A 25,883-nucleotide genomic window follows, 5' to 3' on the forward strand; every position below is an offset into this window, starting at 1 on the left:
CACATCCCCGCTGCCATCGGACTGGGAAAGTTATCGTCGGCCAGCTGTGCTCGAGCGCGACGGGTACGTATGCCAGTGGGAGATCAGCAGGGACGGCACGAGGTGCGGCCGTCCAGCGACGGACGTCGACCACATGGGTGCGGCCGATGACCACCGCCTCGAGCTCCTGCGTGCGCTGTGCGGGCCGCATCATCGGCGTCGCTCCGGCGCGCAGGGTGCCGAGGCGATGCACGCGCGGAAGATCCCTCGGCAGCGGCCAGTGGAGCGGCATCCGGGTCTGCTGTGACCGGGTCCCGCCTGCCTATGCGGCCTTTGGTGATCATGGTGAGGCGATGGGCTGGCGCCAGTACGTTGAGGACGTCGTGAGGCATGCGGCGATCACGGCCGGGTGATCACGGCGGTGGCGATCTTGAAGGAGTGATCATGGCGACGATGACCCAAGATCAACTCTGTCAAGATCAAAGTCACGCTCCATGCAACCGGGCAAACCGAACATTTCTCGCACCAAGATCATAACCTGGGGGATATCCCCAAGATCATCCACTTCCCGCTCCGGCAGGGTATTGGCGCCGCCCACGCCTACGGGTCTGGGGCCTTGATCAACTAGCATCCATTTGATCATCATCGTTCCTTGATCTTGTTTCGGAGGGATGGTGACTGATCATGGCTGGACGCGGCCCCGCCCCCAAGCCCGCTGATCGCCGGGCACGCGCCAACAAGGACACCGTCGGGCAGACGGTGCTGCGGTTCGAGCGCGCCGCACAGCCCGAGCTTCCCGACGACGTGGACTGGCATGACCGGACCCGGGACTGGTGGGCGATGTGGGGCCGGTCGGCGCAAGCCGAGACGTTCACCGCGACCGACTGGTCGTTTCTGCTGGACACGGCACTGATGCATCACGCGATGTGGAGCAAGGGGCAGTGGACCCTCGCTGCTGAGGTCCGGCTGCGGGTCGCGAAGTACGGGGCGACCCCTGAGGATCGCGCGAGGCTGAGGATGGTCTTCGCGGACGCGGATGAGAAGGACGAGAAGCGTGCTGCGAAGGCGGGCGCGTCGGCGCGGGAGCGGTACGGGAAGCTGCGGGTGCTGCCGGCCGGTAAGGCGTCCGGGGGCGAGTAGTGCCCTGGCGCGGCCCGGAGTACCCGGGGGAGCTCCCGACGCTCGGCTACTACGCGCTGGACTGGTTCGCGGAGATGCTGATCGTCCCGGATGGTCCGGCGGCGGGGCAGCCGCTGGTGTTCACGCCGGAGCAGGCGCAGTTCGTTCTGGATTTCTACGCGGTGGATCCGCGGTTCGAGGGACCCGCGATCCGCGGCAGGGCGCTGGTGAACGCGCGGCGGATCCGGCGGGCGGTGTTGTGCCGGCCGAAGGGGCACGGGAAGTCGCCGCTGCTGGGTGCGCTGTGTCTGCTGGAGACGCTCGGCGAGGTGGTGCTGGACGGCTGGGACGCCGATGGGGAGCCGGTGGCGCGGCCGTGGACGTCGCTGGGCTTCAAGGCCAAAGCACAGATCGTCGCTGTCAGCGAGGACCAGACGACGAATACGTGGGATCCGCTGCTGGAGATGGCCCGGAATGGGCCGGTGTACGACGAGTACGACATCGAGCCGATGGAGACGTTTGTGAACGTCCCGCGCGGCCGGATCGAGTACACGACGTCGTCGGCGGTGTCGCGTGAGGGGTTCCGGCCGGTGTTCGCGGCGATGGACCAAACCGAGTCGTGGGTGAAGTCGAACGGCGGGCTGAACTTGGCGGCGTCGATCCGCCGGAACCTGGCGAAGGTGAACGGGTCGTCGGTGGAGACCCCGAACGCGTGGGTGCCTGGTCTGGACAGCGTCGCGGAGAAGTCGCATCAGGCGTGGCAGCAGCAGGTCGAAGGCCGCCTGAAGGGCGACGACGGGATCCTGTTCGACCACCGCGAGGCGCCACCGGACACCAACCCGGCCGACCGGGACTCGCTGATGGCGGGCCTGCGGGTCGCCTACGGCGATTCCGGGGACCTCAACGGCGGGCACGTGAACCTTGAGCGGATCTTGCAGGACTACTGGGATCCGGCGACGGACCCCGGTGAGGCCCGCCGGTTCTACCTGAATCAGATCGCGCCGGCGACGGACGCATGGTCGACGCCACAGGAGTGGGCGGCGTGCGCCGACCCGACTGTGGTGGTCCCAGACAGCGCCGAGATCGTGCTGTTCTTCGACGGGTCCAAGTCCTCCGACGCCACGGCGCTGATCGGATGCGACATGGAGACAGGGCATGTCTTCGACGCGGGCGTGTGGGAACCCGACCCCGGCGACCTGGACGACCAGGTGCCGGTGCATGAGGTCGACGCTGCGGTCGCGCGGGCGTTCGAACGGTGGCAGCCGGTGGCGTTCTTCGGCGACGTGCGGGAGTGGGAGTCGTTCGTCCACACGCTGTGGCCGGAACGGTACGGCGACCGGCTGCTGGTGATGGCGAACCCGCGGGGTCGGAACGCGGGGCCGGTCGCGTGGGACATGCGGTCGCGGACGCGGGACTTCACGCTCGCCGCGGAGACGTGCCACACCGAGATCGAGCAGCGGCAGTTCACTCATGACGGGTCGTCGCCGGTGGCGAGGCATGTGGCGAATGCGCGGCGGCGCCCGAATCGGTACGGCGTGTCGGTCGGGAAGGAGTCGCCGCGCTCGCCGTTGAAGATCGACGCGGCGGTGTGCGTGATCGGCGCGCGGATGGTCCGCCGGATCGTGCTGACCTCCCCTGAGTGGGCGAAGCGGACGAAGAAGAAAACCCGGACCGGCCGCGTCTACGGGTTCTAGCGACCCATCCTGCGAGGGGGTGCTGTGGCGCTCTCCGACGTGGAAGCACCGGATACGGCGAAGAGTCTGCTGGCGTTGCGGGAGGACGAGCAGCGCCGCCTGTCGAAGATTACCGCGTACATGGGTGGCAGGCAGGACAGCGTGTACGTGCCGCGCGGCGCCCGGCAGGAGTACCGGTGGCTGATCAAACGCGCGAAGGTCAACATTCTGCCGCTTGTGGTGACGGTGGTCGCCCAATCGCTGTTCGTGGACGGGTACCGGCCAGAGCGCACTGATAAGAACGCGAGGGCTTGGGAGTACTGGCAGGCCAACCGGATGGACGGTCGGCAGCACGGCTTGCATCGGGCGACGTTGAAGTACGGGGTGGCGTACACGCTGGTGCTTCCGGGGCAGCTCGCGGAGCAGCCGATGCCGGTGATCACGCCGAAGTCGCCGCGGCGGTTGACGGCGTTCTACGCCGACCCTGTCGAGGATGAGTGGCCGCTTTACGCGGTCGAGGTGAAGGTCGAGAACCAGTCGAACGGTAAGAAGCGGCAGGTCGTGTACCTGTATGACGAGAAGTCGCGGTTCACGCTCGTCGGTGATGGGAGGCCCGGCACGCCATTGGTTCTGGCCAGCGAGGACGCGGTCGCCGAGCACGGCCTTGGCGTGTGCCCGGTGGTGCGGTACCTGAACGGCGACGACCTGGACGGCGACGAATGTGTCACCGGTGAGGTCGAACCGCTGTTCGACATGCAGGACCAGCTGAACTCGACGACGTTCGGCCGGATGATGGCCGAGCAGTTCGCGGCGTTCCGGCAGCGTTACGTGTCGGGGATGGTCGCTGAGGACGAGGAAGGCCGACCGCGGGCCCCCTTCCAGTCGGCAGTGGACCGGCTGTGGGTGGCTGAAGACGCCGATACCAAGTTCGGGGAGTTCGATCAAACCGAGCTCGGCGGATACCTGAAGAGCGCTGAGGAGACGATCCGGCACATCGCGACGGTGTCACAGACCCCACCCCACAACCTCCTCGGGCAGATGGCCAATTTGCCTCTGGCGCTCGACACGCCTGTTTTGTCACCCCACGGCCGTAGGGTGATGGGTGTGTTGAAGCCGGGTGATGAGGTATTTGCTCCTGACGGAAGCGTGGTCAGAGTCAAGGCTGTGTCGCCGGTGTTCCACGACCACGAGTGCTATCGAATGCGGTTCGACGATGGTACTGAGGTGGTCGCTGACGCTCAGCACCGCTGGACGACGACGCACTTTGTGAACCCGGCCAATCCGTATGGCCCGGCAAGGCATCTCACGTGCCCGGAATGCGGTTGGGTTCCGCGAGCCCGGAAGGCGCCAGCGCGTGGAGTCGCGCTCCACAGGTCCCGCTCGCACGGAATCTCCGCAGTGGCGGCGCCCAAGGGGGGTGCTCGCGAGACGTCGGTTGTGACGACCGCCCAGATCGCTGCCAGCCTGCGCACGTCGATGGGGACGTACAACCACTTCATTCCGGTTGCCAAGCCATGGGACGGGCCTGAGCGGGACTACAGCATCGACCCGTATGCGCTGGGGGTCTTCCTTGGTGATGGCGACCATATCCACGGCGCGATCACCAGCCACAAAGATGACGCGGAGGAGATGGCCGCTCACCTACGTGCCTGCGGCGAGTTCGTTGATGTCTGTCCCTATGCTGACGGCAGCGATAGGCGCTACATCCGGATCCGTAATGACCGGGAGCGTTGCCCCTACGGTCACGAACGTCCCCGCGGAACGCGTTCGGACACTGCGCGGTGCCACGAGTGCCGACGCATACGTGACCGTGGCGACTCAGAGACTCGGATCAGGGTCAACTCGACATTCAGATGGCGCTTCATGGCCCTGGACCTTCGACGGAACAAGCACATCCCGGAGGAGTACTTCCGTGGCTCCTTGAAGCAGCGCCTCGCCCTGCTCCAAGGGCTGATGGACACCGACGGGACTGTGAACCGCGGGCAAGGGTCGGTTGCAATCACCTTGCACGACGAGCGGCTGGCGCGCGACCTCTACCGGCTAGTCTGCTCTTTGGGGCACAAGGTAGTCCTCCGCGAACGCCCGTGGACGTCGAAGCAACTCGTTAAGTCGGGTATCTGCTGGCGTATGACATGGGCAGCACCTGACATAGTCTTCCGCCTGGCGCGGAAGGTGGCGTTGCAGCGTACCGACTTCGGTGATGGTGACGGTGACGGGAAATCCAACAGCCCGTTCCGGCGCTACGTTGTCGCTTGCGACCTCATACCTTCGGTCCCAGTCCGCTGTATCACCGTGGACTCTGACGATCACCAGTTCTGTGTAACTGATTCCTTTGTCCCGACCTGCAACTCAGCTGAAGCTTTGAACGCCGCGCGTGACGGGTTGAACTCTAAGGTCGCCGAGCGGAAGAGCACGACGGGGGAGTCGCATGAGCAGACGCTTAGGCTCGCGTCGCTAGCTGCTGGGGACCAGGCGGGCTGGAGGGACACCGCAGCGCAGGTCGTGTGGCGCGACACTGAGTCCCGAAGCCTGGCGCAGACGGTTGATGCGCTCGGGAAGCTCGTGCAGATGCTGGGTGTACCTCCCGAGGTGCTCTGGGAGCGGATCCCGAACGTCACCCAGCAGGACGTGGAGCGGTGGAAGGCCGCGGCAGAGAAGGGTGACGCGATCGGCCAGCTCAACAAGATCGTCGCGAAGCAGACCGGTCGGGTCGCTGAGCTGACCGCAGCCGCGACAAGCCCCGCGCCGGTGGCGGCGGCGAACGGTGCCGTCCCAGGCTGAGCAGGCGGCGCTCACCGCCGCCTATGTCGCCGAGCAGAGGCTGCTGGCGGCGTCGCTGTCCCGTGACCTGGTGCTGCTTGTACGGCAGATCTTCAGCGTCGCTGATCCGGGGCAGTCGTGGCCGACGACGAAGCTGGCACTCGACACGCTTATACGGGAGCGGCGCCGCCAGTCAGCGAACCTGGCAGCGCGCTACTACGTCGACCTGCGGCAGCTGGCTGTCCCGCAGTCACCGCTGAGGCGCGAGGCGGCGATCTACGAGGCGCGCAGGCGCCAGTTCCGACCAGAGGTGCGCGTGGATCCCGGAACGGGACTCGTACACACCCGGCTCGCGTCCGCCGCCGAAGTCTCGGAGGCGACTCGGACCATTGAGGCTCCTCTGCCTGAACAGCCTCGCCCAGAGGGTGCGCCTGCCGAACTGGACGGTTTCGCGGACATCAGCGAGGAAGACGCGTGGGCGGAACTGGAGAAAATCGCACCGATCACGCTTGAGGACATCGAAGAGCTCGACGAGGATCGGGTCGACGCGAACCTCAACGCCACGGGGGTCGCCTCCTACAAGAAGGCGATCCGGGCGGGGCAGCCCCCGGAGAGGGCCCGCGACACCATGGCGGTCAACCTGGCGGGGTCGGCGGCCACGCTGGCCCTTGAGGGCGGACGCGAAACCATCCGCAGCGCCGTCCTGGGCGACGACGAAGCCATCGGCTGGGCGCGTGTTACCGACGCCGACCCGTGTGCTTTCTGCGCGATGCTCGCTTCCCGCGGCGCCGTCTACCGGTCCAGGCAGACCGCGGGCGGGGCGAAGAACAAGCAGTTCGAGGGCGAAGGAATGTTCAAGTTCCACAATCATGACGGCTGCTCCGCGGTCCCGGTCTTTGACGCCGATGATCCCGTCCTCGAGGAAGCCGAACGGCTGTACGACAAGTGGCTTGAGGTCACCCGCGCAGCTCCAGGCGAGAAGATGATCGACGCGTGGACGAAGTACTGGGATAACCGTGAAGACAAACCCAGACCCGAAACAGCCACCGGGTGAACGGATCCTGGTGTGCGGGCCGCCCGCGGCCGGGAAATCGACCTGGGTGCGCAGCCAGGCGCGTCCCGGTGACCAGGTCATCGACTTCGACGCGTTGTGTCGTACCCTCGGGTCCCGGTCGCATCACGATCACCCGCCGCACGTCCGTGCGCTCGCCAAGTCAATGCGCCGCAGCCTCGAAGAGCAGGCCACAACGCATCCCGGCCGCACGTTCGTGATCCGATCCCTCGCAGACCCTTCCGACCGCGCCGCCGTCGCTGAACGGCTCGGCGCCCGTGTGGTCATGTTCGCTGTCCCCGCTGCGGAGGCGCTTGAGCGCGCCCGCGGCGACAACCGGCCTGAGTGGACCGATCAGGCGATCCGTTCCTGGTGGGACCGGTACCGGCCGTCTCCGGCCGACGAATCACCCGAGACCTGACGCGGCATCGCCTGCGTCTGGAGCCGTCCCGACGTGGGCGGTTTTTCATGCCCGGACGCCGACATGGCGCCGGGCCCGCAACACCACGCGGCCCCGGCATGGGGTCGGTCCCGACATGGGAGACGCATTGTCCGAGAACGCCCCCGAGCCTGTCGCGCCCGCTGAACCGGCGCAGCCGGCAGAGCCCGCCACCGAGCCCGCGCCAGCACAACCCGGCGAGGTCGAGCAGCCGTCCACCGACCCCGGCAAGGGCGAGGAGAAGGACTGGGAGGCCGAGGCCGCCAAGTGGAAGAGCATGGCCCGCAAGCACGAAACCGAGGCCAAGAAGAACGCCACCGCGGCGCAGAAATACGCCGAGTGGGAGGACACCCAGAAGTCCGAGCAGCAGCGGCTTGCCGACAGGGTCGCCGCCGCTGAGGCCGAACGGGACGACGCTCGCCGCAGCCACGCCCAGCTCATGGCCGCGGCAACGCACAACGTCCCTCCGTCGCTCATCGACCGGATCGGCGGATCGACTGCCGACGAGATCAACGAGTCGGCGGAGGCGCTGGCCGCTGAGATCACCCGCCTGGTGCAGGAACGCGCGTCTGGGATCGCTCCAGCGCCTGCACCGGCGCCGGAGCCCAAGTCGGCTCCGGCCGCGACGCGGCCAGTGGAATCGCTAACACCCGGTGCGCGACCGGCAAACGAGGCACCTGCTGACCCCAACGAGGCGTTCCGCAGCTTCTTGACGAGCCGCCGCACCTGATCACTGACCGCAGCTACCGGATCCTGCATGCCACGGGGCCCGGGGCCGCTGCATACCTGAAAGTGAGGTAACGCCCCGTGGCCTACAACGACATCATCAGCCGGGACGCGTCCAACGACCCGCTGATCCCGACCCCGGTCTCCGCGCAGATCCTGCAGGAGATGCCGACCGAGTCGTTCATCCTGCAGCGGGCCGGCCAGGTCCGCATGTCCACAAAGTCTCAGCGGCAGCCGGTCCTGGACGTGCTTCCTCGCGCCTACTGGGTGTCGGGCGACACCGGCCTGAAGCAGACCAGCGCGGTCGACTGGAAGAACGTGACCCTGGTCGCCGAAGAACTCGCGGTGATCGTCCCGATCCCCGAGGCATATCTCGACGACGCGCAGGTCCCAATCTGGGATGAGGTCCGACCCCGGATCGTGGAAGCGCTCGGCAAGGCGATCGACTCGGCCTGCCTGTTCGGAGTCGACAAGCCCTCCTCATGGCCGGCCGACATCTACTCCTCCGTGGTCGCGGCCGGTAACACGGTCCGGATCGGCACGGGAGAGGACTTCGGCGTCGACGTCGCAAACCTCGGCGAGAAGATCGCCAAGGACGGCTTCGCCGTCAACGGGTTCGCATCACGGCCTGGCCTGAAGTGGAAGCTGGTGGGGCTCCGTTCCACGGACGGGATCCCAATCTACCAGCCGGACCTGCAGAACGGCGGCGGCGGAAACCTATACGGATACGGCCTGTCGGAAGTCATCAACGGATCCTGGGACTCCGACGAGGCCGAACTGATCGCTGGCGACTGGTCCAAGTGCGTGATCGGCATGCGGCAGGACATGAGCTGGAAGACCTTCACCGAGGGCGTCATCTCTGACGCCGACGGCAAGGTCATCCTGAACCTCATGCAGCAGGACTCGATGGCGCTGCGAGTCGTCATGCGGCTGGGATACGCGACGTCCAACCCTGTGACGGCGCTGAACACCGACGCCAACACTCGCTTCCCGTTCGGCGCGGTCCAGGCGGCCACCGCCGACAACGTCGCCGGCTCGGCCTGACCCGACCGTCTTACGATGCCCGCTGGGCGGCATGATCCTTCGCGGCCTCTCGCCGCCCAGCTGGCAGCGGGGAGGACAACATGCGGGTCATGGCGATGATCCCCGACTACCCGCCCCGCGGGGTCGGGTCATGGGTCATGACACACAACCTGCTGAGGGCACTGGTGGAGCGCGGCCACCAGGCCGACGTGGTTCTGTCGGCGGCCGATGGCGACCCCTACGAGCTCGACGGAGTGCGGGTCTGGCCGCTGGTGGACAAGTCGGACCCGTTCCGATTCATTGACGACGCCCATGTCATCGTCGCGCACGTTGAGAGCGCAAGCCGGGCGCTGATGCTAGGAGAGATCCGCGGTGTGCCGGTCGCGCAGATCGCGCACAACGCCAACGCGTTCACTGAGGCGGCGCTGCGGAAACGCCCGGCCAGCCTCACGGTGTTCAACTCTGTGCAGGTGTCGGAGAAGCTGGCGGGGCTGTGCTGCCGATCCATCATTGTGCGGCCACCCGTCCGCGCCGAGGACTACGAAACCGTCCCCGGCGGTGCCGTCACACTGATCAATCTCAGTGAAGACAAGGGCGCCGAGACGTTCTACCAGCTCGCCGAACGCCTCCCTAAGACGGCGTTCTTGGGTGTCCGGGGAGGCTACGGCGTTCAGGTGCTCCCGCGCGGACCTGAGGACCTCCCGAACGTGGAGATCCTCGGACACGTCCGGCCGGACCAGATGCGGGACCGGGTGTACGCCCGCACCCGGGTCCTGCTGATGCCGTCGGCTCACGAATCGTGGGGCCGCACCGGTGTGGAAGCGATGACCAGCGGCATTCCCGTGCTCGCGCATCCAGCTCCGGGACTGCGCGAGTCGCTCGGCGCCGCTGGCACATTCGTCGACCGCGACGACCTTGACGGTTGGGAGCGGTCGTTGCGGCTTCTGCTGGACGGGCGCCGCTGGCGTGCGGCGTCCCGGCGGGCGAAGGCGCGGGCAGTGGAACTCGACCCCACGGCGGACCTGGACCGGTGGTGCACCGAGATCGAAGCCCTCGGCCGGAGGAGGCTGCGTGTCCGCTCTCGCGTCGCAGGCTGACATTGAACGGCGCCTCGGACGGGGACTCACCGCGCCCGAGGCCGCACGAGTTGCTGCGCTTCTGGACGACGCTTCGGCGCTGGTCCGCGCCTACACAGGGCAGGCGTTCGAACTGGTCGAGGACGATGAGGTGGTGCTGCGCGCGTCCGGCGGGGCCATCGTCCTGCCGCAGCGGCCCGTTTCGGCGGTCTCGTCTGTGGTCGCGGTCGGAGGGTCTGAAGCCCTTCCCGACTTCACCGTTGTGGACTGGATGTTCGACGAGATCGACACGATCCGGATTGGTGAGGGTGCCTGCGTCATCAACCTGCCCGAGGTGTGGTGGGACGACGACGGCTACCCCGGCACTTACCGGGTCACCTACTCCCACGGCTACGCGGCGGTGCCCGGCGATGTGCTGAGCGTCGTGTGCGGGGTCCTGATGCGGTCTTTCGGGAACCCGCAAGGGTTGCGGAGCGAGACGGTCGGGTCGTACTCCATCACCTACGCGGTCCCCGCCACCGGCGAAGCCCTCGGCCTCAACCTGACCCGCTACGAGCAGAGGGCCCTGGACCGGTACCGGCGGAAGGCCGCCACGATCAGGGTGACCCGCTGATGCTCGGCCCGCACACCGTCACGGTTCGACGCCCGGCAGGCAGGGACGGGTGGGGGAACACTGTCGCCGGCGCCGCCGAGACCCCTGTCCCCGGATGCTTCTGGCAGCCGGTGTCGACCGATGAGCAGCTCAACGCCGCGGACACCGTCACCGTCGTCGCCCGGGTGTTCATGCCACCCGCAGCGGACGTGAAGGCCACTGACCGCATCCGGTTCGAGGGCCGCGACTACGCCATCGAGGGACGCCCCGAACTGCACCACACCCCAGCAGGCCCGCACCACTACGAGGTCAACCTCAAAGAGATCGAGGGGTGAACCGATGGCCAGTGCCAAGATCCGCTACGAGATGAACTTCGCGGGCCTCGGCAAGATCATGAGGGGGAAGCAGATGGAGGCGATGCTGCGCGGCGAAGCCCAGAAGGGCAAGCAGTACGCCGAACTCATCGCCCCCGTCGAGACCGGCGACTACAAGTCACGGTTCCGGGTGTCGTCGGCGCCACGCGGCGCCGGCCGGTGGGCAGACCGCGCCGCCGGCTACCTCCACAACGACTCCGACCATGCCCTGCATGTGGAGTACACCGACGACTACCGGACCCTCGGTGTCGTCGCCAGCATCATCGAAACCGGCCTCTGACGTGCCGGTCCTCGCCGCGTGGCCACCCGCCGCGCGGATCGTCGGAGCGGTCGTCGACGACGTCGGAACGGTGGTCGGGGAGACCGGAACCGACCTCCTCGTCCTGCTGCAGGGCGGGCAGCGTGTGATCCGCGTCAGGCGGATCGGCGGCACCGACGACCGCGTCACTGACATCGCCCGGATCGACGTCCGCGTGTACGCGGTCGACCTGTCGAACGCGGAGGTCGGCTCGGAGTCAGTGCGGCAGTGCCTGCTGTCCGGGCCGGTCGCGACGGCCCATGGTGTCCTCGACCGCGCCGAGACCGAGGTCGGCCCGCAAGAGGTGCCGAGCCCGGACCCGGAGAACTACCGCGTCGTGTCCGCCACCTACCGGGTCAGCGTGCGACGCCGCTGACCTTCTTCTCTCGACTAGGCCCGCCAGCCTGTCCAGCCCCGCAAGCGGGGCCATTCGTGTCCCGCAAAGAGAGGGATCCTCGTGGCTGGTTCTGCCTACGACGACATTCAGCAGCGGAACGCCGCGCTGATCTTCAAGGCCCTGCAGGGGTCGGTGTTCACCGCGCCGTCCACCGCAGCGGCCATCACCAACCTCACCGACTCCGGTGACAAGCTCCTGAAGGCGCTGCCCACCGGATACGAGGATGTCGGCTGGACGTCCGATGACGGCGCCCAGTTCGGCCGCGACGTCGACACTTCCGACATCACCGGCTGGGGCAGCGTGGAGCCGCTGCGGTCCGACGTCAACTCCGATGTGACGACGTTGCAGATCGCGTGCCTGGAGACCAAGAAGGCCACAATCGGGCTGTACACGGGCGCGGACATGGCCGCTGCGACCCCGGATCCTGTGTCCGGTGAGCTCAGCATCGAGAAGCCGGCCCGTCCCTCGTTCCGCTACTACCGGGTCATCGCGATTGCGGTGGACCTCACCGACGACGGCGAATACTACGTCGCACGGTTCCTCCCGCGCGCCCGCGTCACCGACTTCGATGAGCAGGCGATGCAGTCCAGCGACGACAGCCCTCTGACCTGGGCCGTCACCCTCACCTCGTACCAGGACGCCACGCTCGGCTACAGCGAGCGGTACATCTTCGGTGGGCCGGGCTGGGCGACGCGCTTGGCCTCGATGGGCTTCGACGCCCTCGCCAGCTGATCGTCGCGGCGGCCGGGCAGAGCTGGCGGGCCCCCGGCCGCCGCGACATCCAGGCCCGCCGCCGAGCCAGGAGAAGCCGATGGCGTCCACGCCTGCCTACCCGGTGTACCGCAGCCCCGACGGCAAGTCGGAACAGATCGCGTCTACGCCAGCGCGGGAGGTGCAGCTCAAGCATGCCGGGTGGCGCAAGGTCACCCAGCCCAGGAGGAAGACCGATGCCCGCCAGCATAAGCCCGCGCCCGCGGGCGAGTAGATCACGGAAGGCCCGCCGCATGCCCAGCAAGAAGTACCAGCTCGACAAGTACCGCAACGAGGCTGTGAAGCCCGACTTCGAAATCGTGGTCGACGCGGAGACCAGCATCCTCATCAGGATGCCGACGGTGGATGAGGTCATCGACCTCAACGACATCACCGACATCCGCGCGCAGCTGCAGATCCTGGCGAAGGACCAGTACGAACGGCTGATGGAGGTCATCAGCGACGACCCGGGCGCGATGCTGCAGCCGCTGATGAACGACATGCTGAAGCACTTCGGCCTGGGGAAATAACGAAGGTCGCTGACCTGATCGACAGGTACGGCGACGCGATCCGCTACGACCTGCGCCATGAACTCGGCGTCGACATGCTCGACTTCTTCCGCGGCTCCCTGTCCGCTGAGGCGATCCTCGACTTCCTCCAGCACCTGCCGTCTACGTCGGCGTACAGCGCCGCGCTGGCTGAGGACGAGGACCTGGCGAAGGAACTGCTGGACGAGCCCGACAGGGCGCCGAGCCCGCCGCGGCTCACCGAGTTCGGCCCCGAGGTCCAGGCCCTCGCAGAGGTCCGTGACCTGCTGGCCTCCGTCCTCGCGGTGCTGGTGAAGGCGAACGGCGGGAAGCCGCAGAAGCCCAAGCCGTATCCCCGGCCGGTGACGGCGCTGCAGAAGTTGAAGCGGCGAATGCGGTACTCGCGGCACCTGGACGTGGTTCGTCGCGTCCTGCCGGGCCGTTCCTCCTGATCTTTGTGAGGCTTTCGGTCTCCTCCCTGAAGGGTGCCCTGGGTCGGGCAGGGAGGAGCGCCTGCCGTGGCTGTCGAAGTGGGCGGCGCGTTCATCTCCGTCCGCCCTGACCTCAAGGGCTTCCATACCAAGATCAAGACCGAGTTGCGGTCGATGGCGCCGTCGATGGTGTCGATCGGCCGTGAGTGGGGGACCGCGCTCCAGCGGGGGATCAAGGAGAAGCTCACCCCGATCGAGGTTCGCCTCGAAGCTGGCGCAACGGCCGCCCAACTGGCCACGTTGAATCGGGCCGTCGACAAGCTCGACGGCCGGGTCATCAACATTCAGGTCAACGCTGATGTGTCCGCTGCGGCGGCGCGCCTGGTGTCATTCGAGCAGACTCTGTCGCGACTGGACGGCCGCAAGGTCAACGTCCAGATCAACGTCGACATGGCTGGCGCGGTCAGCGAACTGCTCGCGTTGGAGCAGGTTCTGGCCAGAATCGATGGCCGCCGCGTCAGCGTGCAGGTCGACGTTCAGATCGCGGGCGCTCTCGCCCAACTCGCCGCAGTGCGAGGCGCGGTCACGAACATCGACAACCGCCGCACGATCAACATCGATGTCGATATCGGGTCGGCGATGGCCGGCCTTGGTGCGCTGCGCGCAGCGCTGATCGGCCTCGCTGTGGTGGCATCGCCGGCCCTGGTGGGGATCGGTGCCGGTGTTGTGGGTCTAGCTGGCCCGCTTGCTGCGGCGGGCGCGGGTTTCGCGGGGTTCGGGGCGGTGGCGCTGCCGGCGATCAGCCACGTTTCCAAGGCACTGCAGCAGGAGAAGCAGGCCAGTCAGCAGTCTGCCGCCGCGTCGGGTCAGGCGGCGCAGCAGGCGTTCGCGGCTGCGTCGGCGCGGCAGCAGTTGGCGTCAGCGGTCCGCAACGCCGCGTACGCCCATCAGCAGGCCGTGGATCAGGTGCGGCAGGCCGAGCAGCAGTATCAGCAGGCGCTTCAGGGTGAGGCGGAAGCGCAGCGGGCGGTGACGCAGGCGCGGCTCGCGGCGCGCCGCGCGATCGAGGATCTACACAACCAGGTCGCCAGCGCCCGGCTGGGGTTGGAGGAGGCGCGGCTCGGGGTCGAGCAGTCCCGGGCGGCGTGGGACCAGATGGCCGCGGCGGCGAAGGCCGCCGCCGACAAGGTCGCGTCCGCTCAGTCGGCGCTGGCAGCCGCGCAAGCCGCGCAGGCGACGGTGCTGGGGAACCCCGCTGCGACGGACGCGGCGAAGAAGCAGGCCCAAACCGGCGTCGACGCCGCCCAGCAAGCGCTGAAGAACGCCCAGGCCCAGAAGAAGGCCGCCGATTTGGCGGCGCGGCAGGCCGAGCTGAACTACCGGCAGTCGATCCAGCGGGTGAAGGAGCAACAGCTTCAGCTGCGGCGGCTGGAGCAAGACGAGAGGTCCGCGTCCAAGGCCGGGGTTGAGGGGTCGGACCAGGTCAGGCAGGCACGGCAGCGTCTCGCGCAAGCCAACCAGCAGATCGCCAGCAGCGAACTTGCGTTGCGGCGGGCGCGGGAGAACGTCACCCGCACTGATCAGCAGTCTGCGGATCAAATCGCGTCGGCGCGGCGGGCGCTGGCGCAGGCGACGTCGCAGGCGGCGGCGTCGACGGGCGCGCTCGGGCAGCAGCTGGTGAAGCTGACGCCGCTGGAGCGCCAGCTCGCGAACGCATGGAAAGACCTGACCGCGGTGTTCGGGGCATGGTCGAAGAGCCTGCAGCCGGCTGTCATCCCGGCACTGATCAAGGGCATCGGGTTCCTCAAGGCACTGCTGCCCACCTTCACGCCGATCGTGAAGGGCGCCGCGGCGGGGATCGGGACGCTGTTCGACCGAGCGACGCAGGCGGCGAAGTCGCCATTCTGGGCACAGTTCTCGCAGTTCCTGGGGCAGTCCGCCGGTCCGGCGATCTTGGGGCTCGGGTCGCTGCTGGGGAACCTCCTCAAGAGCCTCGCCGGGCTGGCTCAGTCGTTCGCGCCGATCGGGTTCGCGTTCCTGCAAGTCCTCAACGCGATCGCGGCACGGTTCGCGGCGTTCACCACGGGGCTGGCGAACAACCCGGCCTTCCAAGCCTTCACCAAGCAGTTCATTGCGCTGGCGCCGCTGATGGCGCAGACGTTCATCAGCCTCGGCAGTCTTCTCGGTTCGCTGTTCGCAGCGCTCGCCCCGGCGCTACAGCCGATCCTCGGACTGATCAACACGCTGGCGTCGTCGCTGGCGGGTGTCCTGCGACAGGCCGGGCCAGCGATCGCTTCGGTGTTCTCCGCGCTCGGCTCCGGACTGTCCGCAGTGATCGTTGCGCTCGCGCCGGTGGTGACGCAGCTGGTGCAGGCGCTCGCACCGCTCCTCGTCCAACTGATCAACGGGCTGAAGCCCATCCTGATCTCGCTCGTTCCCGTGCTCGGGCAGATCATTTCCGGTCTCGCCCCGGTCATCTCGGCTCTGCTGTCGGGGCTGCAGCCCGCGATCCAGTCGCTTGTGCCTGTGGTGTCGCTGCTGGTCGGCGCGATCGCGAAGATCCTGTTCGCGTTGGCGCCGGTGCTGCCTCTGGTCGGCCAGTTCATCGCACAGCTCGTCGCGGGCCTAATGCCGGTCCTGACGCCGATCGTGAACGCGATCGCGTTGATGGCGCAGCAGATCGCCGGAACGCTCATTCAGGCGCTTCAACAGTCCGCGCCAGCCCTCCAGCAGATGCTGCTGGCGGTTGCGAGTCTGCTTCCCGAACTGCTGCCGCTGGTGCCGTTGTGGGCCGAGTGGTTCAAGGCGATCGCTCCGCTGCTGCCGGTCATCATCCAGCTGGCCGCGGTGATCGTGCAGGCACTCGTGCCCGTCCTTCGCATCGCCATCAAGATCGTCGTCTGGTACTGGACGACGATCGCGCACCTGCTGCTACCGGTGTTCCGGCTGCTCGTCACCGTGATCACGTGGGTCGCGGGGATCCTCACGCCGATCATCCAGGCGATCGGGTGGCTGATCCGCGGCATCGGTACCGCCGCGATGTTCGTGTGGAACATCATCAAGATCGCGTTCGCGGGGATCGTGTTCGCCGCGAAGATCCTCGCCGCCGTGATCTTCGTGGTGGTCGTCGCGCCGCTATTGATCGCTTTCAAGCTCCTGCAGATCGCCTTGATGGCGCTCTGGCAGCACGTGTTCGTGCCCGCCTGGCACGGCATCTCCTGGGCCGCGCAGCAGGCATGGAAGCTCCTGCAGCCGCTATTCGGGCTGATCCGGGCAGGAATGCGGCTCCTTGGCTCTGTCATGTCCTGGCTCTGGCGCAACATCGCCGTCCCCACCTGGAACGGCATCCGCGCCGCGATCAGCGTCGCATGGGGGGCCATCCGCGGAATCTTCAACGCCGTCGTGGGGTTCCTCCGCGTCACCCTCGGCCCGATCTTCACCTGGCTGCGCGACAAGGTCATCCGCCCGGTCTGGAACGCGGTCGGCTCTGTCATCAGGGCCGCGTGGACCGGAGCGATCCGCCCCACCTTCGACGCGGTCAAAAACGCGGTCGGGAAGGTCCGCGACGCGTTCAAGACCGCGGTCGACGGAATCGGCCGCATCTGGGACGGCCTGAAGAAGATCACCAAGGGACCCGTCCAGTTCGTTGTCAACACGGTCTACAACAAGGGCATCCGGGCGGCGTGGAACACCATCGCCGGCCTGGTGAAGCTCCCTGGCCTCCCGGAACTGAAGTTCGCGGCCGGCGGTGTCGTCCCGGGCGGCGCCTACGGAGTACTGCCCGGCTACGCGCCAGGCCGGGACACGATGCTCGCGGCGGTGTCGCCGGGCGAGGCATGGATCCGGCCCGACGCCACGCGTGCCCTCGGGTCGAACTTCATCTACGGCCTGAACGCCGCGGCGGCGTCCGGAGGGACTACCGCCGCAGCGCGGTTCCTGTCGCAGGCGGGCGGCCCGCAGTTCGCGTTCGGCGGCATCGTCGGGAAGATCAAGGACGCTGTCGGCGGCGCGAAGAACCTGGTCGTGAAGGGCGCCTCGGACCTGCTGTCCAAGGGCGCGTCTTTCGCCGCCCGCAAGATCCTCGACCCGATCCTCGGGCAGCTCAACGAGGTCGCTGGCGACTCCAACTGGGTCAAGGCGATGACCCGGCTGCCGCGGCGGATGATCGACGGGTTCATCGGCTGGCTCAAGAAGGCCATCGACCCCAAGCTCGGCGGCGACGCCACCGGGGTCGTCGCGGCGGCGAAGAAGTACCTGGGTGTCGGTGACGACCGTGGCCGTGACAACGACAACCCGTTCACCCGCCACTACGGGTGGCCGGCCGGTACGCCGTGGTGCGCGCTCTTCGCCTCGAAGGCGATCGAGGACGCGCACGCCACCAAGAAGTACTCGGGCGCACCCACCGCCGCGGTCGCCACGTTCAACGCGCAGATGCAACACGTTCCTGTCTCCGCAGGCCGCCCAGGTGACTTGGCGACCTACCGCGGGAACGGGCACGTCAACATCATCGAGAAGAAGGCCGCTGGCGGCTACATGACCATCGGCGGCAACCAAGGGCCCAAGGTCAACCGGTACGTGCGTGGCGGGCAGACCGCTGTGCTGCGTCCGAAGTTCGCGACCGGCGGGATCGTGCCGAGCATGGCGCGGCAGGTGTTCGGCAAGGAGTGGCTGCACGCCGACGACCCGGCCGACCGGCGAGACCCGCTCGCCGCGATGTACAACCAGCTCGTCCGTCCGACCCTGTTCGACACCGGCGGTTGGCTCCCGCCCGGAGTCAGCACCGTCGCGAACTTCACCGGACGTCCCGAGGCCGTACTCACCGACGGGCAACTCCGCCGCATCACCGCGGCGGAGGGCCGCGGCGACAGGCACGTGTCGGTCATGGACCACGCAACCGTGGTCGTGCAGGACCCGGTCGACATCGACATGCTCGCGCAGCGGCAAGAGTTCGCCGCCCGCAGCGCCTCCTTCGGATGAGGGGAGCGGCGCTGTGAAGACCGCGGTGCGGCTTGTCGACGGCGCGCGGCAGCTGAACCTGCACCCCTCTCTCGATTACATCCCGCAAAAGCTCAGTGTGACCTCACCGCCGGTGCGTGAAGCCACCGAGCCCCGGACCGACGACGACGGGGAGCGCGACTCCACGACCCTGTTCGGCGGCCGCGCGGTGTCGCTTGAAGTCGTGGTCGTCGACGAGCAGGTCGACTGCGAGGTTCTCCTCGACCAGCTCAAACAGTTCCTGCATCCCCGCAGCAGGCCGTACCTGTATGTCACCGATGACGGCTGGTCGCAGGAGCGGCGGATCCGGCTGCGCGTCGACCAGTGGGACGAACCCTACGAGGGATACAAGGCGTCACAGTCACGGCCGGTGCAACTGCAGTGGAAGGCGCCCGACGGGATCTGGGAGGCCGTCGCCACGGTCGAGGAGACCGTGAACGCCGACCTCGCCGGCGACCCGGTCGGGTTCACCTTCCCGGTGACCTTCCCGGTGACGGCGACGGCGACGATGTCGGCTGGCGCGTCCACGGTCGTCAACCTCGGTGGCGTCCCGTCGCACTTCAGCGCCCTGCTGTACGGCCCCTGCACAGGTCCGCGGCTGATCAACGAGACGACCGGTGAGCAGATCGCCTTCACCGAGTCGCTAGTGCTTGGCCCGGGGGAGTACGTGGAGATCGCCACGCGGGAGCGGACCGCGTGGCTGAACTCCGAAACCAGCCAGTCACGGCTGAACTTCATCGATTTCGACTCCACGTCCTGGTGGCGGATCGAGCCGGGCGACCAGCAGATCCGTTACGCGCCGCTCGACACGGCGGGTGCAGCCGCTGCCGTCATTACCTACCGGCCCGCGTGGCTATGAGGAGGACGCCGTGACGCTGAAGCGGCCCCTGTACATGCAGGCGGGCGGCGGCGATACACCCTTCTCCTACGACGCGGTCGACTTCCGTGCGATCCTCGCTTCGGTCTTCAACGTCGGGGGCGTCTGCAACACCAGCCCCGCCGACCTGAAGGTGACCCAGCGCAGCGCTGGCGCCAACTTCTCCGTGGACGTGGCGGCCGGGTATGCGGTCATCGCCGGAACCGACGTAGCCGGGCAGGGGTTCTACCTGGTCCAGAGCACCGCCACGGTGAACCTGGTGGTGCCGCCGCCGCCGGTGTCCGGGACGCGGGTTCACCGGGTGGTGGCGCAGGTCCGCGACAAGCTCCACAACGGGGCGTTGGCGGCGAACACCTACGACTTTGTGCTGAGCGTGCTGGAGGACACCGGGTCGGGGACGCCAGCGACGCCCGCGTCGGCGCTGAGCCTGGCGACGGTGAGCGTCGCGTCCACAGCACTCAATGTGAGCGACAGCAACATCACCGACACGCGGGTGAATGCGGTCTCCACGATAGGCATCGGCCGGTGGGTCGGGTCTGATGCGCTTCGCCCTCCCGCTCCGGTGGACGGCGAGCTGATCTGGCGGACGGACAAGAGCTACTACGAGGTCGCGGTTTCCGGGTCGTGGCGGCCTATCGGCCTCGCCGCACCCGCCGCGCGCCTCGGCCGCGTCACCACCAACCAGTCGATCACCAACAACACGACGACGCCACTCCAATGGAATTCGGAGTTCGAGGACACCCACGGCGGCCACGACAACTCCACCAACAACAGCCGTTACACCGCGCCGATCGACGGGCTGTACCAGGTGACGGCGACCGTCGCGTGGGACTCCAACTCCAGCGGAATCCGGGAGATCTCGCTGCGCGTCAACGGATCCACGATCTTGGACGGTAACCGGATCGGTGCCGGTTTCAACATCACCTTGACGCAGACCGTGAGCCACCTCGTGCGGCTCACCGCAGGCCAGTACGTCGAGGCGATCGTGTGGCAGAACACCGGCGGGTCGCTGGCCATCGACAGGACGTTCCACGCCGGCCCGCTGATGGACGTCGTCTGGATGCGCCCGTGACCATGCGAAGGGGAGCCTGATGTTCACCCCGGCCACCCGCGATGCCGTCATGGACGGCACGTCGATCGCCGCGCTGTGCACGCACGCGAGCCTGCACACGGCAGACCCGGGCGGGACCGGCGCGAGCGAGGTGGCGGGCGGCTCGTACGCGCGCGTCGCGGTCACGTGGGCGGCGTCGTCCGGCGGCACGAAGACCCTCACGGCCGCCGTGACGCTGCAGATCCCGGCAGGGACGACGTTCACCCACTTCGGCCTGTGGTCAGCCGTCAGCGGTGGGACGTTCCGAGGCGGCGAACTGCTCAGCGCGTTGCAGTCGTATCCGACCGGCGGCACCTTCGACCTGTCGATTTCAATCCCGTCGACGTAGGAGCGCTCACAGTGACATTCACCGCCCAGGCGACGATGGCCGCCGCCGAGGCGTTCTGCGCAAGGGACATCAACGCCTCGCGGGACGACCTCGCCGAAGTAGGGATCAGCGCCTGATGGCCAAGGCTGGATATGCCGTCGTCACCGGGGGCGCGGTTGCCCTGTCGGCGGCGACCGCCAAGAGCGTCCTGGGCGTGAAGGCGCCGTCCGGGAACGGCATCGACCTCAAGAAGTTTCGGGTCGCCTTCGACGGCGTGACCGCGACGAACGTCCCGGTGCTGGTCGAGCTGTGCGCGGCGACGTTCGCGACGAACTCGCCCGGCACCAACAGCACCAGCGTGACGCCTGTGCAGGTGTACGGCCGGGCCGTCACGGTTGGTGCGACGGCGGCCAGGACCTGGACCACGGAGCCAACGGTACTCACGGTGATCGGCGAGTTCCTGCTGTCGCCTGCCGGGGGCGTGGTCTTCTACGACTTCCCGCTCGGCGACACTCCGGACTCGGCGGTGTCCGAGGGGTTCGTGATCCGCTGCAACGCGCCCGCTGTTGTGAACGTCAGGGCCAGCCTCGAATTCGAGCGCTGCTAGGGCCGCCACTCGTCCCGGTAGTCGCGATGGTCGGCGTACGGCAGAGTGAGCAGGCGCATGGTGGTGCACGGCCACTCTCCGATGATCTCTTCTCTAACATGGCACGTCGCGCAGTAGCGCCAGCGGAGCGGTTCTGACCCTCCCAGCACGGCACCGCCCTCCATCGGGTGCTCCGCGAAGATCCGCCGCTTGGCCTCGACGTCGGCCAGCACGTGGTCAGGGTCGTGGCGGGCGGCATGGTCGAGCACGTCCGCCTCGTTCTTGTCAGCGGTGGCGATGACGTGGCCGCTCTGCGGATCGTCGTAGCTGGCGTACAGATCGCCAAGGATGCCGTCTGTGCGCCAGGCCCCCGAGTGGGCTGCGGCCAGCGCGCGCTGGGCCAGGGCGGCATCCTCGTCCAGCCGCTCGTTCAGGAATCTCACCAGGTCGTCCACGTCTCCAGCATCGCACCGACGGGAGGACCGTGGAGCTGAATAACGGCGCCGAAGGCGGGACGAACACCACCACGGTCTCTGCCGCCAACAGCGGCGGCGCCAGCGGCAACCCGTTCGACTCCGTGGTCGGCACCCCGACGATCACGTTCGACAACACGCACGCGCTCGGGAACTTGAGCTACAAGGTCGTCGCCGGGGCCAGCGCGCAGCAGATGGTGTGGTCGTCGGCCAGCCACGGCACGCAGTCCGAGACGTGGGGCCGCCTCTACCTGTACTCGTCCGGCGCGCCGTCCGCAGTGACCGGTATCGTCCGCTGGCTCGTCGGCGTCGGCCAGACCGCACGGCTCCGCTACGAGTCCACCGGCGTCCTCACCCTGTCCGACGTGGGCAACAACCCAGAGTTCGCCACCGCCAACCCGATCCCGACTGGGCAGTGGGTGCGCCTCGAGTGGCACATCCTGTTCCAGGCCGGGACCGGAGTGTGCGACTTGCGGACCTACAACAACGCCGACAGCACGACGCCTACCGAGTCGCTGTCGTCGGCGACCCTGAACGCGGCGGCGGGCTGCGACACCGTGCAGTGGGGATCGTTCAACGCGGTCACGTGGACGGGCTGGCTCGATGGTCTGCAGGTGAACAACACCGGCTTCCCCGGGCCCATCACCGCCCGCCCCGCCGTCACCGTCGCCAACCGCGCCGCCGTCGTGCGCGCGGCGGGGTGGTGACCAGTGGCACGACTCGGTCGCGGCCAGCCCAACCGGCCTGTCGTCACCCGTACCTCGGTCAAGGGCCCGCTCCCCGGCACCGGGACGATCCAGGTCAACTTCACGCTGACCGGCACCGGCACCAAGCACGCGTCCGGAACCGGGACCATCGCGCTCGGGCTCGCGCTCACGGGCACGGGCGTCAAGCACGCGCCCGGGGCGGGCGCCGTCGCCATCGCGTTCACCCTCACCGGCAGCGGCACGAAACAGACCGGTATCGGGTTGCCGCCGAGACCGCGGACCCGCTGGCAACTCATCCTTGGCCCCGCGTCGGGCGGCCATGAGCTCGCGTTGACGGAGGCGACCGGCCGCCGCTACACGGCGCGGCTGACGGACGCGTCAGAGCTGGCGTTCTCTCTGGATGGACGGCACTCGCAGGCCGCGGCGGTCGAAGAGCTCGCTACCGATGTGCACGTGTTGTGGACCTCTGATGCGGGGGACAGTCGGCTGCTGGACCGGTGCCGGGTCGGTTCGACGCAGGACACCCTGGATGACGCCAAGCACACGATGTCGGTTGGCTGCCTGGACTACAAGGCAGTGTTGAATCGGCGTCGGCTGTACTCCGACGCGACCCTCACCTACACCGCCAGCGATCAGGCCGAGATCGCTTGGGCCCTGATCAACTACACGCAGGGCCTAGCCGGTGGTGCCCTCGGCATCGCCAAAGGATGGGTTGGGACAACACCGACGGGCGTGGTCCGTGACCGGACGTACGAGGTCGGCGATTCCGTCGGCGAACGCGTCCAGGAGCTCAGCGAGGTCATCGACGGTTTCGACTGGGACGTCACGCCGGTCAGCGCGTCCGCTCTGCGGCTGGACGTGTGGTCACCGCAGCGGGGCTCTGATCGGGGCGTGGTTCTGGAGTTCGGCGGGATCGTCGCTGCGGCGACCAGGGACACCAACCCTGCCGACTACGCCAACGCGCTCCGGTATACCGGCGCTGCCGGTGATGACGTGGCCCCGGGCCCGACGGCTCAGGAGAGACAGGCCGGCGACATCGGCTCCGTCTTGCAGGGTCGCTGGGATGCGGTGTTCGGCGACGACGGCCTCACCACCCAGTCCGCGCTTGACGACCGCGCGGACTGGCAGCTGGCGCAGTCGCAGGTGGTCCGCCCGGTCTGGACGGTCACGCTGCGCGCCGGCGCGTGGGATGGGCCCGACCACATCTGGCTGGGTGACCCAGTCCGGTTGATTGTCAGATCCGGGCGGCTCGCCGTCGACACCACACTCCGGGTGTTCGAGGTCGAGATCGGGCTGGACGGCAACGGCGGCGAGTCAGTGCAGCTCGCGCTTGGCGGACCACGTCCAGACTACCGGAGGCGCCCGTCGCTGGTGGATCGGCGGCTGACGAACCTGGAGAGGCGGTAGGGAGTGACGGCTGCCTTGGCCCAGGTTCCGTGGCAGACGCTGCTGGCTAGCGGTCTGGTGGCGGGCCTGCTCGCCACGATCGTGCTGATCGTCCGGTCGATCATCCAAGGCGCGCTTGTTCCCCGCCAGCATCTGCTGGACGTGCAGGCCGAGCGCGACAAATGGGAGGCCGCATGGCGGGTACAGCAGGAGACGCTCGCCGAGATCGATGGCCGGCTGGACGCCAACACCGAGGCGCTGAGGCTCATGCAGCAGCTGGTGGACGCGCTGGCGACGAAGGGGTCGGCGCGGTGAGGCTGCCGTGGCGGCGACGCCGCGATGACGCCATTCCCTCCGACGCCGACGAAGCGTTGGAGCTCAGCGAGCAGCGGCGGGAGCAGGCCGTCGAGCGACGTGCGGAGTTCGACCGGCTCGCCGAGCGGATGCGGCGTATGCGGACGACCAACCATTTGGCGGAGCGGTTCGCGCAGGCTTTGAGGGAGGGGCGTCGTTGATCCAGTTGCTCGGCACCATCGGCCTGGTCGCGGGCGCCGTGGCGGCCACCGCGTTCGTGGGGCTGTACCACCTGTCGGCGCGCTGGTGGCGCAGCGAGGAGGGCATTCACCTGATGGCGTTCACCGGTGCGCTGGCGGTGGTGTTCGACTGGCAGTCGGTGCGGGCGCTCATCGTCGGCATGCGGCAGGTGTCGCTGGGTGTGGAGATCACGCGTGCCGCCATCTACTGCACGGTGGCGGCCCTGCTGGTGTGGCGGCTGTGGCTGCTGTACCGGCTGCAGATTCGGCCGGGGATGAAGCGTGAGAGGGGCAGGCAGTGAGCGAGATCGAGCACATGGGCGAGGTCGACCGGCATCCGGGCGTGCACCGGGCGACGGAGGCCGACGAGGAGCAGGTGCTGCGGGGGCTGTACGGCGAGCCCGACCAGTACGGCGTGTTCCAGGGGGTGGAGGGCTGATGACCCGGGGTCCTGATTTGAGGCAACGAAAGAAGCGCGCAGACAGCGGCCGGGTTTCCTGGCCGCTCTTCTTTTCCCATATTGCGCTTCCGGATGAAAACAACTGCATGGAGTGGGTGGGCCCGGCAGGTGAAGCGACCCTCGGCTTCAAGTACGGACGCCATGGAGCGCGCACCGCGCACCGGATGGCCTACGAGTACTGGCACGGCCCCATCCCCCACGGCCTGGTCATCGACCACGTGTACGCCTGGGGGTGCCGGAGCACCTTGTGCTGTGCACCTGACCATCTCGAAGCCGTCACGCAGGCCGAGAACGTCGCACGCGGCCATAAGGGTGCCCTGTTCACGCACTGCCAGAGCGGCCACGAGATGACTTCGGCGAACACCTATGTCCGGAAGGACGGACGCGGTCGACAGTGCCGTCGGTGCAAGGCCGACCGCGAACGCATCCGGCAGCGCGCCTTGAAGGAGGCGGGCTGATGACCGTAAGCAGCATGCTGGCCGAGGCGCGACGATGGCTCGGTACTAATGGCCGGCCGAACGCTCTGACGATGGCGTATGCCTCTCGGCACGGTGCCGACTATCGCAGCACGGCATGGTGTGACATCGCCGTGACTGAGTGGGCCCGCCGCTCCGGCAACACCGCCGCCGTCCTGCCAGGCGGGGATCGGGCCTACACGGTGTGGCACGCGGAGGACTTCCAGAAGGCCGGACGCTGGCACACCGGCACCACGGCCGAGGTGAACGCGGCCAAGCCGGGCGACATCGTGTTCTTCGACTGGGGCGCGACCAACTCGATGGACGCCATCGACCACGTGGGCGTCATCGAGAGGGTGCTCGGTGACGGGCGGGTTCAGACGATCGAGGGCAACACCTCCGACCAGTGCCTGCGGCGCGTGCGCTCGGCCGACGTCATCGCCGGGTACGGCCGCCCGGCCTACAGCAACGAGGAGGACGACATGCCGCTCAGCGACGCCGACCTGAACAAGATCCGCGACATCGTGTGGAACACCGACACCGCCCCGGCTCCGACCGGCTCGGCGACCAAGGACAACCCGACGTGGCGGCACGTCAACCTGATGCGCGACACCTACAGCGCGGTCCGCGAGGTGCAGGCGCTGGTGGCCGCGCTGGCCGGCCAGGTGCCCGACGTGGACGAGGCCGCGATCGCCCAGCACGTCGTGAACGCGCTCCCCGAGACGCTCGCCCAGCAGGTGCTCGACGGGCTGAAGACCCGGCTGGAGAGCTGACCAGT

29 protein-coding genes are annotated in these 25,883 nt (G+C 68.0%); 28 read left to right on the top strand and 1 reads right to left on the bottom strand.

Annotated features, from left to right (window positions below):
• Positions 1–663 precede the first annotated feature (663 nt).
• The 20 genes from E1298_RS00955 to E1298_RS01045 all read left to right on the top strand — a co-directional run bounded on the left by E1298_RS00955 (position 664) and on the right by E1298_RS01045 (position 21,112).
• Positions 664–1,119 (top strand): phage terminase small subunit, encoded by a 456-nt coding sequence (locus E1298_RS00955; protein ID WP_131888794.1) that lies wholly within the window; start codon positions 664–666, stop codon positions 1,117–1,119.
• The gene (locus E1298_RS00960) at positions 1,119–2,792 is read left to right on the top strand and encodes a terminase (RefSeq protein WP_131888795.1); all 1,674 of its coding nucleotides are present in this window, start codon (positions 1,119–1,121) and stop codon (positions 2,790–2,792) included. The genes E1298_RS00955 and E1298_RS00960 overlap by 1 nt, the downstream gene beginning before the upstream one ends.
• A gap of 24 nt (positions 2,793–2,816) precedes the next feature.
• A complete protein-coding gene (locus E1298_RS00965) occupies positions 2,817–5,552 on the top strand; it encodes a phage portal protein (protein ID WP_131888796.1) in 2,736 nt (911 codons plus the stop codon).
• Positions 5,536–6,585 (top strand): VG15 protein, encoded by a 1,050-nt coding sequence (locus tag E1298_RS00970; protein WP_131888797.1) that lies wholly within the window; start codon positions 5,536–5,538, stop codon positions 6,583–6,585. The genes E1298_RS00965 and E1298_RS00970 overlap by 17 nt, the downstream gene beginning before the upstream one ends.
• Positions 6,586–6,595: 10 nt before the next feature.
• On the top strand, positions 6,596–7,003 hold the full coding sequence (locus E1298_RS00975; RefSeq protein WP_165975227.1) for an AAA family ATPase: 408 nt from the start codon (positions 6,596–6,598) through the stop codon (positions 7,001–7,003).
• Positions 7,004–7,130: 127 nt separating this feature from the next.
• Complete coding sequence (locus E1298_RS00980; protein WP_131888799.1) at positions 7,131–7,751, top strand: DUF4355 domain-containing protein; 621 nt, start codon at positions 7,131–7,133, stop codon at positions 7,749–7,751.
• 77 nt (positions 7,752–7,828) lie between these two features.
• Entirely contained in the window at positions 7,829–8,791 is a 963-nt protein-coding gene (locus tag E1298_RS00985; protein ID WP_131888800.1) for a phage major capsid protein, read from the top strand.
• An 80-nt stretch (positions 8,792–8,871) separates the two neighbouring features.
• Entirely contained in the window at positions 8,872–9,867 is a 996-nt protein-coding gene (locus tag E1298_RS00990) for a glycosyltransferase family 4 protein (RefSeq protein WP_131888801.1), read from the top strand.
• Positions 9,842–10,459, top strand: coding sequence for a hypothetical protein (locus tag E1298_RS00995; protein ID WP_131888802.1), 618 nt, complete (start codon positions 9,842–9,844; stop codon positions 10,457–10,459). The genes E1298_RS00990 and E1298_RS00995 overlap by 26 nt, the downstream gene beginning before the upstream one ends.
• Positions 10,459–10,773, top strand: a complete 315-nt coding sequence (locus tag E1298_RS01000; protein WP_131888803.1) for a head-tail adaptor protein — start codon at positions 10,459–10,461, stop codon at positions 10,771–10,773. Before E1298_RS00995 ends, E1298_RS01000 begins: the two co-directional genes overlap by 1 nt.
• A gap of 4 nt (positions 10,774–10,777) precedes the next feature.
• Complete coding sequence (locus E1298_RS01005) at positions 10,778–11,092, top strand: hypothetical protein (protein WP_131888804.1); 315 nt, start codon at positions 10,778–10,780, stop codon at positions 11,090–11,092.
• 1 nt (position 11,093) lies between these two features.
• Positions 11,094–11,486 (top strand): hypothetical protein, encoded by a 393-nt coding sequence (locus E1298_RS01010; RefSeq protein ID WP_131888805.1) that lies wholly within the window; start codon positions 11,094–11,096, stop codon positions 11,484–11,486.
• A gap of 81 nt (positions 11,487–11,567) precedes the next feature.
• A complete protein-coding gene (locus E1298_RS01015) occupies positions 11,568–12,239 on the top strand; it encodes a phage tail tube protein (protein ID WP_131888806.1) in 672 nt (223 codons plus the stop codon).
• Between the two features lie 272 nt (positions 12,240–12,511).
• Positions 12,512–12,787 carry a hypothetical protein gene (locus E1298_RS01020; protein ID WP_131888807.1) on the top strand — a complete coding sequence of 92 codons (276 nt, stop codon included), beginning with the start codon at positions 12,512–12,514 and terminating at the stop codon, positions 12,785–12,787.
• A 74-nt stretch (positions 12,788–12,861) separates the two neighbouring features.
• Positions 12,862–13,236: a protein kinase family protein gene (locus E1298_RS01025; RefSeq protein WP_131888808.1), complete on the top strand. Its 375-nt coding sequence runs from the start codon at positions 12,862–12,864 to the stop codon at positions 13,234–13,236.
• A 66-nt stretch (positions 13,237–13,302) separates the two neighbouring features.
• Positions 13,303–18,192, top strand: coding sequence for a hypothetical protein (locus tag E1298_RS47625; RefSeq protein WP_165975228.1), 4,890 nt, complete (start codon positions 13,303–13,305; stop codon positions 18,190–18,192).
• A 13-nt stretch (positions 18,193–18,205) separates the two neighbouring features.
• Positions 18,206–19,069, top strand: a complete 864-nt coding sequence (locus E1298_RS01030; RefSeq protein WP_165975229.1) for a phage distal tail protein — start codon at positions 18,206–18,208, stop codon at positions 19,067–19,069.
• A complete protein-coding gene (locus E1298_RS01035; protein WP_131888810.1) occupies positions 19,026–20,159 on the top strand; it encodes a hypothetical protein in 1,134 nt (377 codons plus the stop codon). Before E1298_RS01030 ends, E1298_RS01035 begins: the two co-directional genes overlap by 44 nt.
• 19 nt (positions 20,160–20,178) lie before the next feature.
• Positions 20,179–20,526, top strand: a complete 348-nt coding sequence (locus E1298_RS01040; RefSeq protein WP_131888811.1) for a phage tail fiber protein — start codon at positions 20,179–20,181, stop codon at positions 20,524–20,526.
• 115 nt (positions 20,527–20,641) lie between these two features.
• Positions 20,642–21,112 carry a hypothetical protein gene (locus E1298_RS01045; protein ID WP_131888812.1) on the top strand — a complete coding sequence of 157 codons (471 nt, stop codon included), beginning with the start codon at positions 20,642–20,644 and terminating at the stop codon, positions 21,110–21,112.
• On the opposite strand, the gene E1298_RS01050 is transcribed toward E1298_RS01045, so the two are convergent.
• Complete coding sequence (locus E1298_RS01050) at positions 21,109–21,546, bottom strand: DUF6221 family protein (RefSeq protein WP_131888813.1); 438 nt, start codon at positions 21,544–21,546, stop codon at positions 21,109–21,111. The genes E1298_RS01045 and E1298_RS01050 overlap by 4 nt on opposite strands.
• Before the next feature lie 29 nt (positions 21,547–21,575).
• Here E1298_RS01050 and E1298_RS01055 point away from each other — a divergent pair, with 29 nt between their 5' ends.
• The 8 genes from E1298_RS01055 to E1298_RS01085 are packed head-to-tail and all read left to right on the top strand — an operon-like array spanning position 21,576 to position 25,878.
• The gene (locus tag E1298_RS01055) at positions 21,576–22,271 is read left to right on the top strand and encodes a hypothetical protein (RefSeq protein WP_131888814.1); all 696 of its coding nucleotides are present in this window, start codon (positions 21,576–21,578) and stop codon (positions 22,269–22,271) included.
• A 3-nt stretch (positions 22,272–22,274) separates the two neighbouring features.
• A complete protein-coding gene (locus tag E1298_RS01060; protein WP_131888815.1) occupies positions 22,275–23,678 on the top strand; it encodes a hypothetical protein in 1,404 nt (467 codons plus the stop codon).
• Between the two features lie 15 nt (positions 23,679–23,693).
• Positions 23,694–23,972: a hypothetical protein gene (locus E1298_RS01065; protein WP_131888816.1), complete on the top strand. Its 279-nt coding sequence runs from the start codon at positions 23,694–23,696 to the stop codon at positions 23,970–23,972.
• On the top strand, positions 23,969–24,172 hold the full coding sequence (locus E1298_RS01070; RefSeq protein ID WP_131888817.1) for a DUF7620 family protein: 204 nt from the start codon (positions 23,969–23,971) through the stop codon (positions 24,170–24,172). The genes E1298_RS01065 and E1298_RS01070 overlap by 4 nt, the downstream gene beginning before the upstream one ends.
• On the top strand, positions 24,169–24,492 hold the full coding sequence (locus E1298_RS01075) for a putative phage holin (protein WP_131888818.1): 324 nt from the start codon (positions 24,169–24,171) through the stop codon (positions 24,490–24,492). Before E1298_RS01070 ends, E1298_RS01075 begins: the two co-directional genes overlap by 4 nt.
• Entirely contained in the window at positions 24,489–24,629 is a 141-nt protein-coding gene (locus E1298_RS47630; RefSeq protein ID WP_165975222.1) for a hypothetical protein, read from the top strand. Before E1298_RS01075 ends, E1298_RS47630 begins: the two co-directional genes overlap by 4 nt.
• Positions 24,629–25,108 (top strand): HNH endonuclease signature motif containing protein, encoded by a 480-nt coding sequence (locus E1298_RS01080; protein WP_131888819.1) that lies wholly within the window; start codon positions 24,629–24,631, stop codon positions 25,106–25,108. The genes E1298_RS47630 and E1298_RS01080 overlap by 1 nt, the downstream gene beginning before the upstream one ends.
• Positions 25,108–25,878: a CHAP domain-containing protein gene (locus E1298_RS01085; RefSeq protein ID WP_131888820.1), complete on the top strand. Its 771-nt coding sequence runs from the start codon at positions 25,108–25,110 to the stop codon at positions 25,876–25,878. Before E1298_RS01080 ends, E1298_RS01085 begins: the two co-directional genes overlap by 1 nt.
• Positions 25,879–25,883 lie beyond the last annotated feature (5 nt).

The organism is Actinomadura rubrisoli (assembly GCF_004349215.1).
GTDB lineage: Bacteria > Actinomycetota > Actinomycetes > Streptosporangiales > Streptosporangiaceae > Spirillospora > Spirillospora rubrisoli.

Coding starts and splice junctions, on each gene's coding strand:
- E1298_RS01040 (WP_131888811.1), top strand. CDS start 20,179: ATGTTCACCCCGGCCACCCGCGATGCCGTCATGGACGGCACGTCGATC.
- E1298_RS00990 (WP_131888801.1), top strand. CDS start 8,872: ATGCGGGTCATGGCGATGATCCCCGACTACCCGCCCCGCGGGGTCGGG.
- E1298_RS01005 (WP_131888804.1), top strand. CDS start 10,778: ATGGCCAGTGCCAAGATCCGCTACGAGATGAACTTCGCGGGCCTCGGC.
- E1298_RS01080 (WP_131888819.1), top strand. CDS start 24,629: ATGACCCGGGGTCCTGATTTGAGGCAACGAAAGAAGCGCGCAGACAGC.
- E1298_RS01045 (WP_131888812.1), top strand. CDS start 20,642: ATGGCCAAGGCTGGATATGCCGTCGTCACCGGGGGCGCGGTTGCCCTG.
- E1298_RS01025 (WP_131888808.1), top strand. CDS start 12,862: ATGCTCGACTTCTTCCGCGGCTCCCTGTCCGCTGAGGCGATCCTCGAC.
- E1298_RS01085 (WP_131888820.1), top strand. CDS start 25,108: ATGACCGTAAGCAGCATGCTGGCCGAGGCGCGACGATGGCTCGGTACT.
- E1298_RS01020 (WP_131888807.1), top strand. CDS start 12,512: ATGCCCAGCAAGAAGTACCAGCTCGACAAGTACCGCAACGAGGCTGTG.
- E1298_RS00955 (WP_131888794.1), top strand. CDS start 664: ATGGCTGGACGCGGCCCCGCCCCCAAGCCCGCTGATCGCCGGGCACGC.
- E1298_RS01000 (WP_131888803.1), top strand. CDS start 10,459: ATGCTCGGCCCGCACACCGTCACGGTTCGACGCCCGGCAGGCAGGGAC.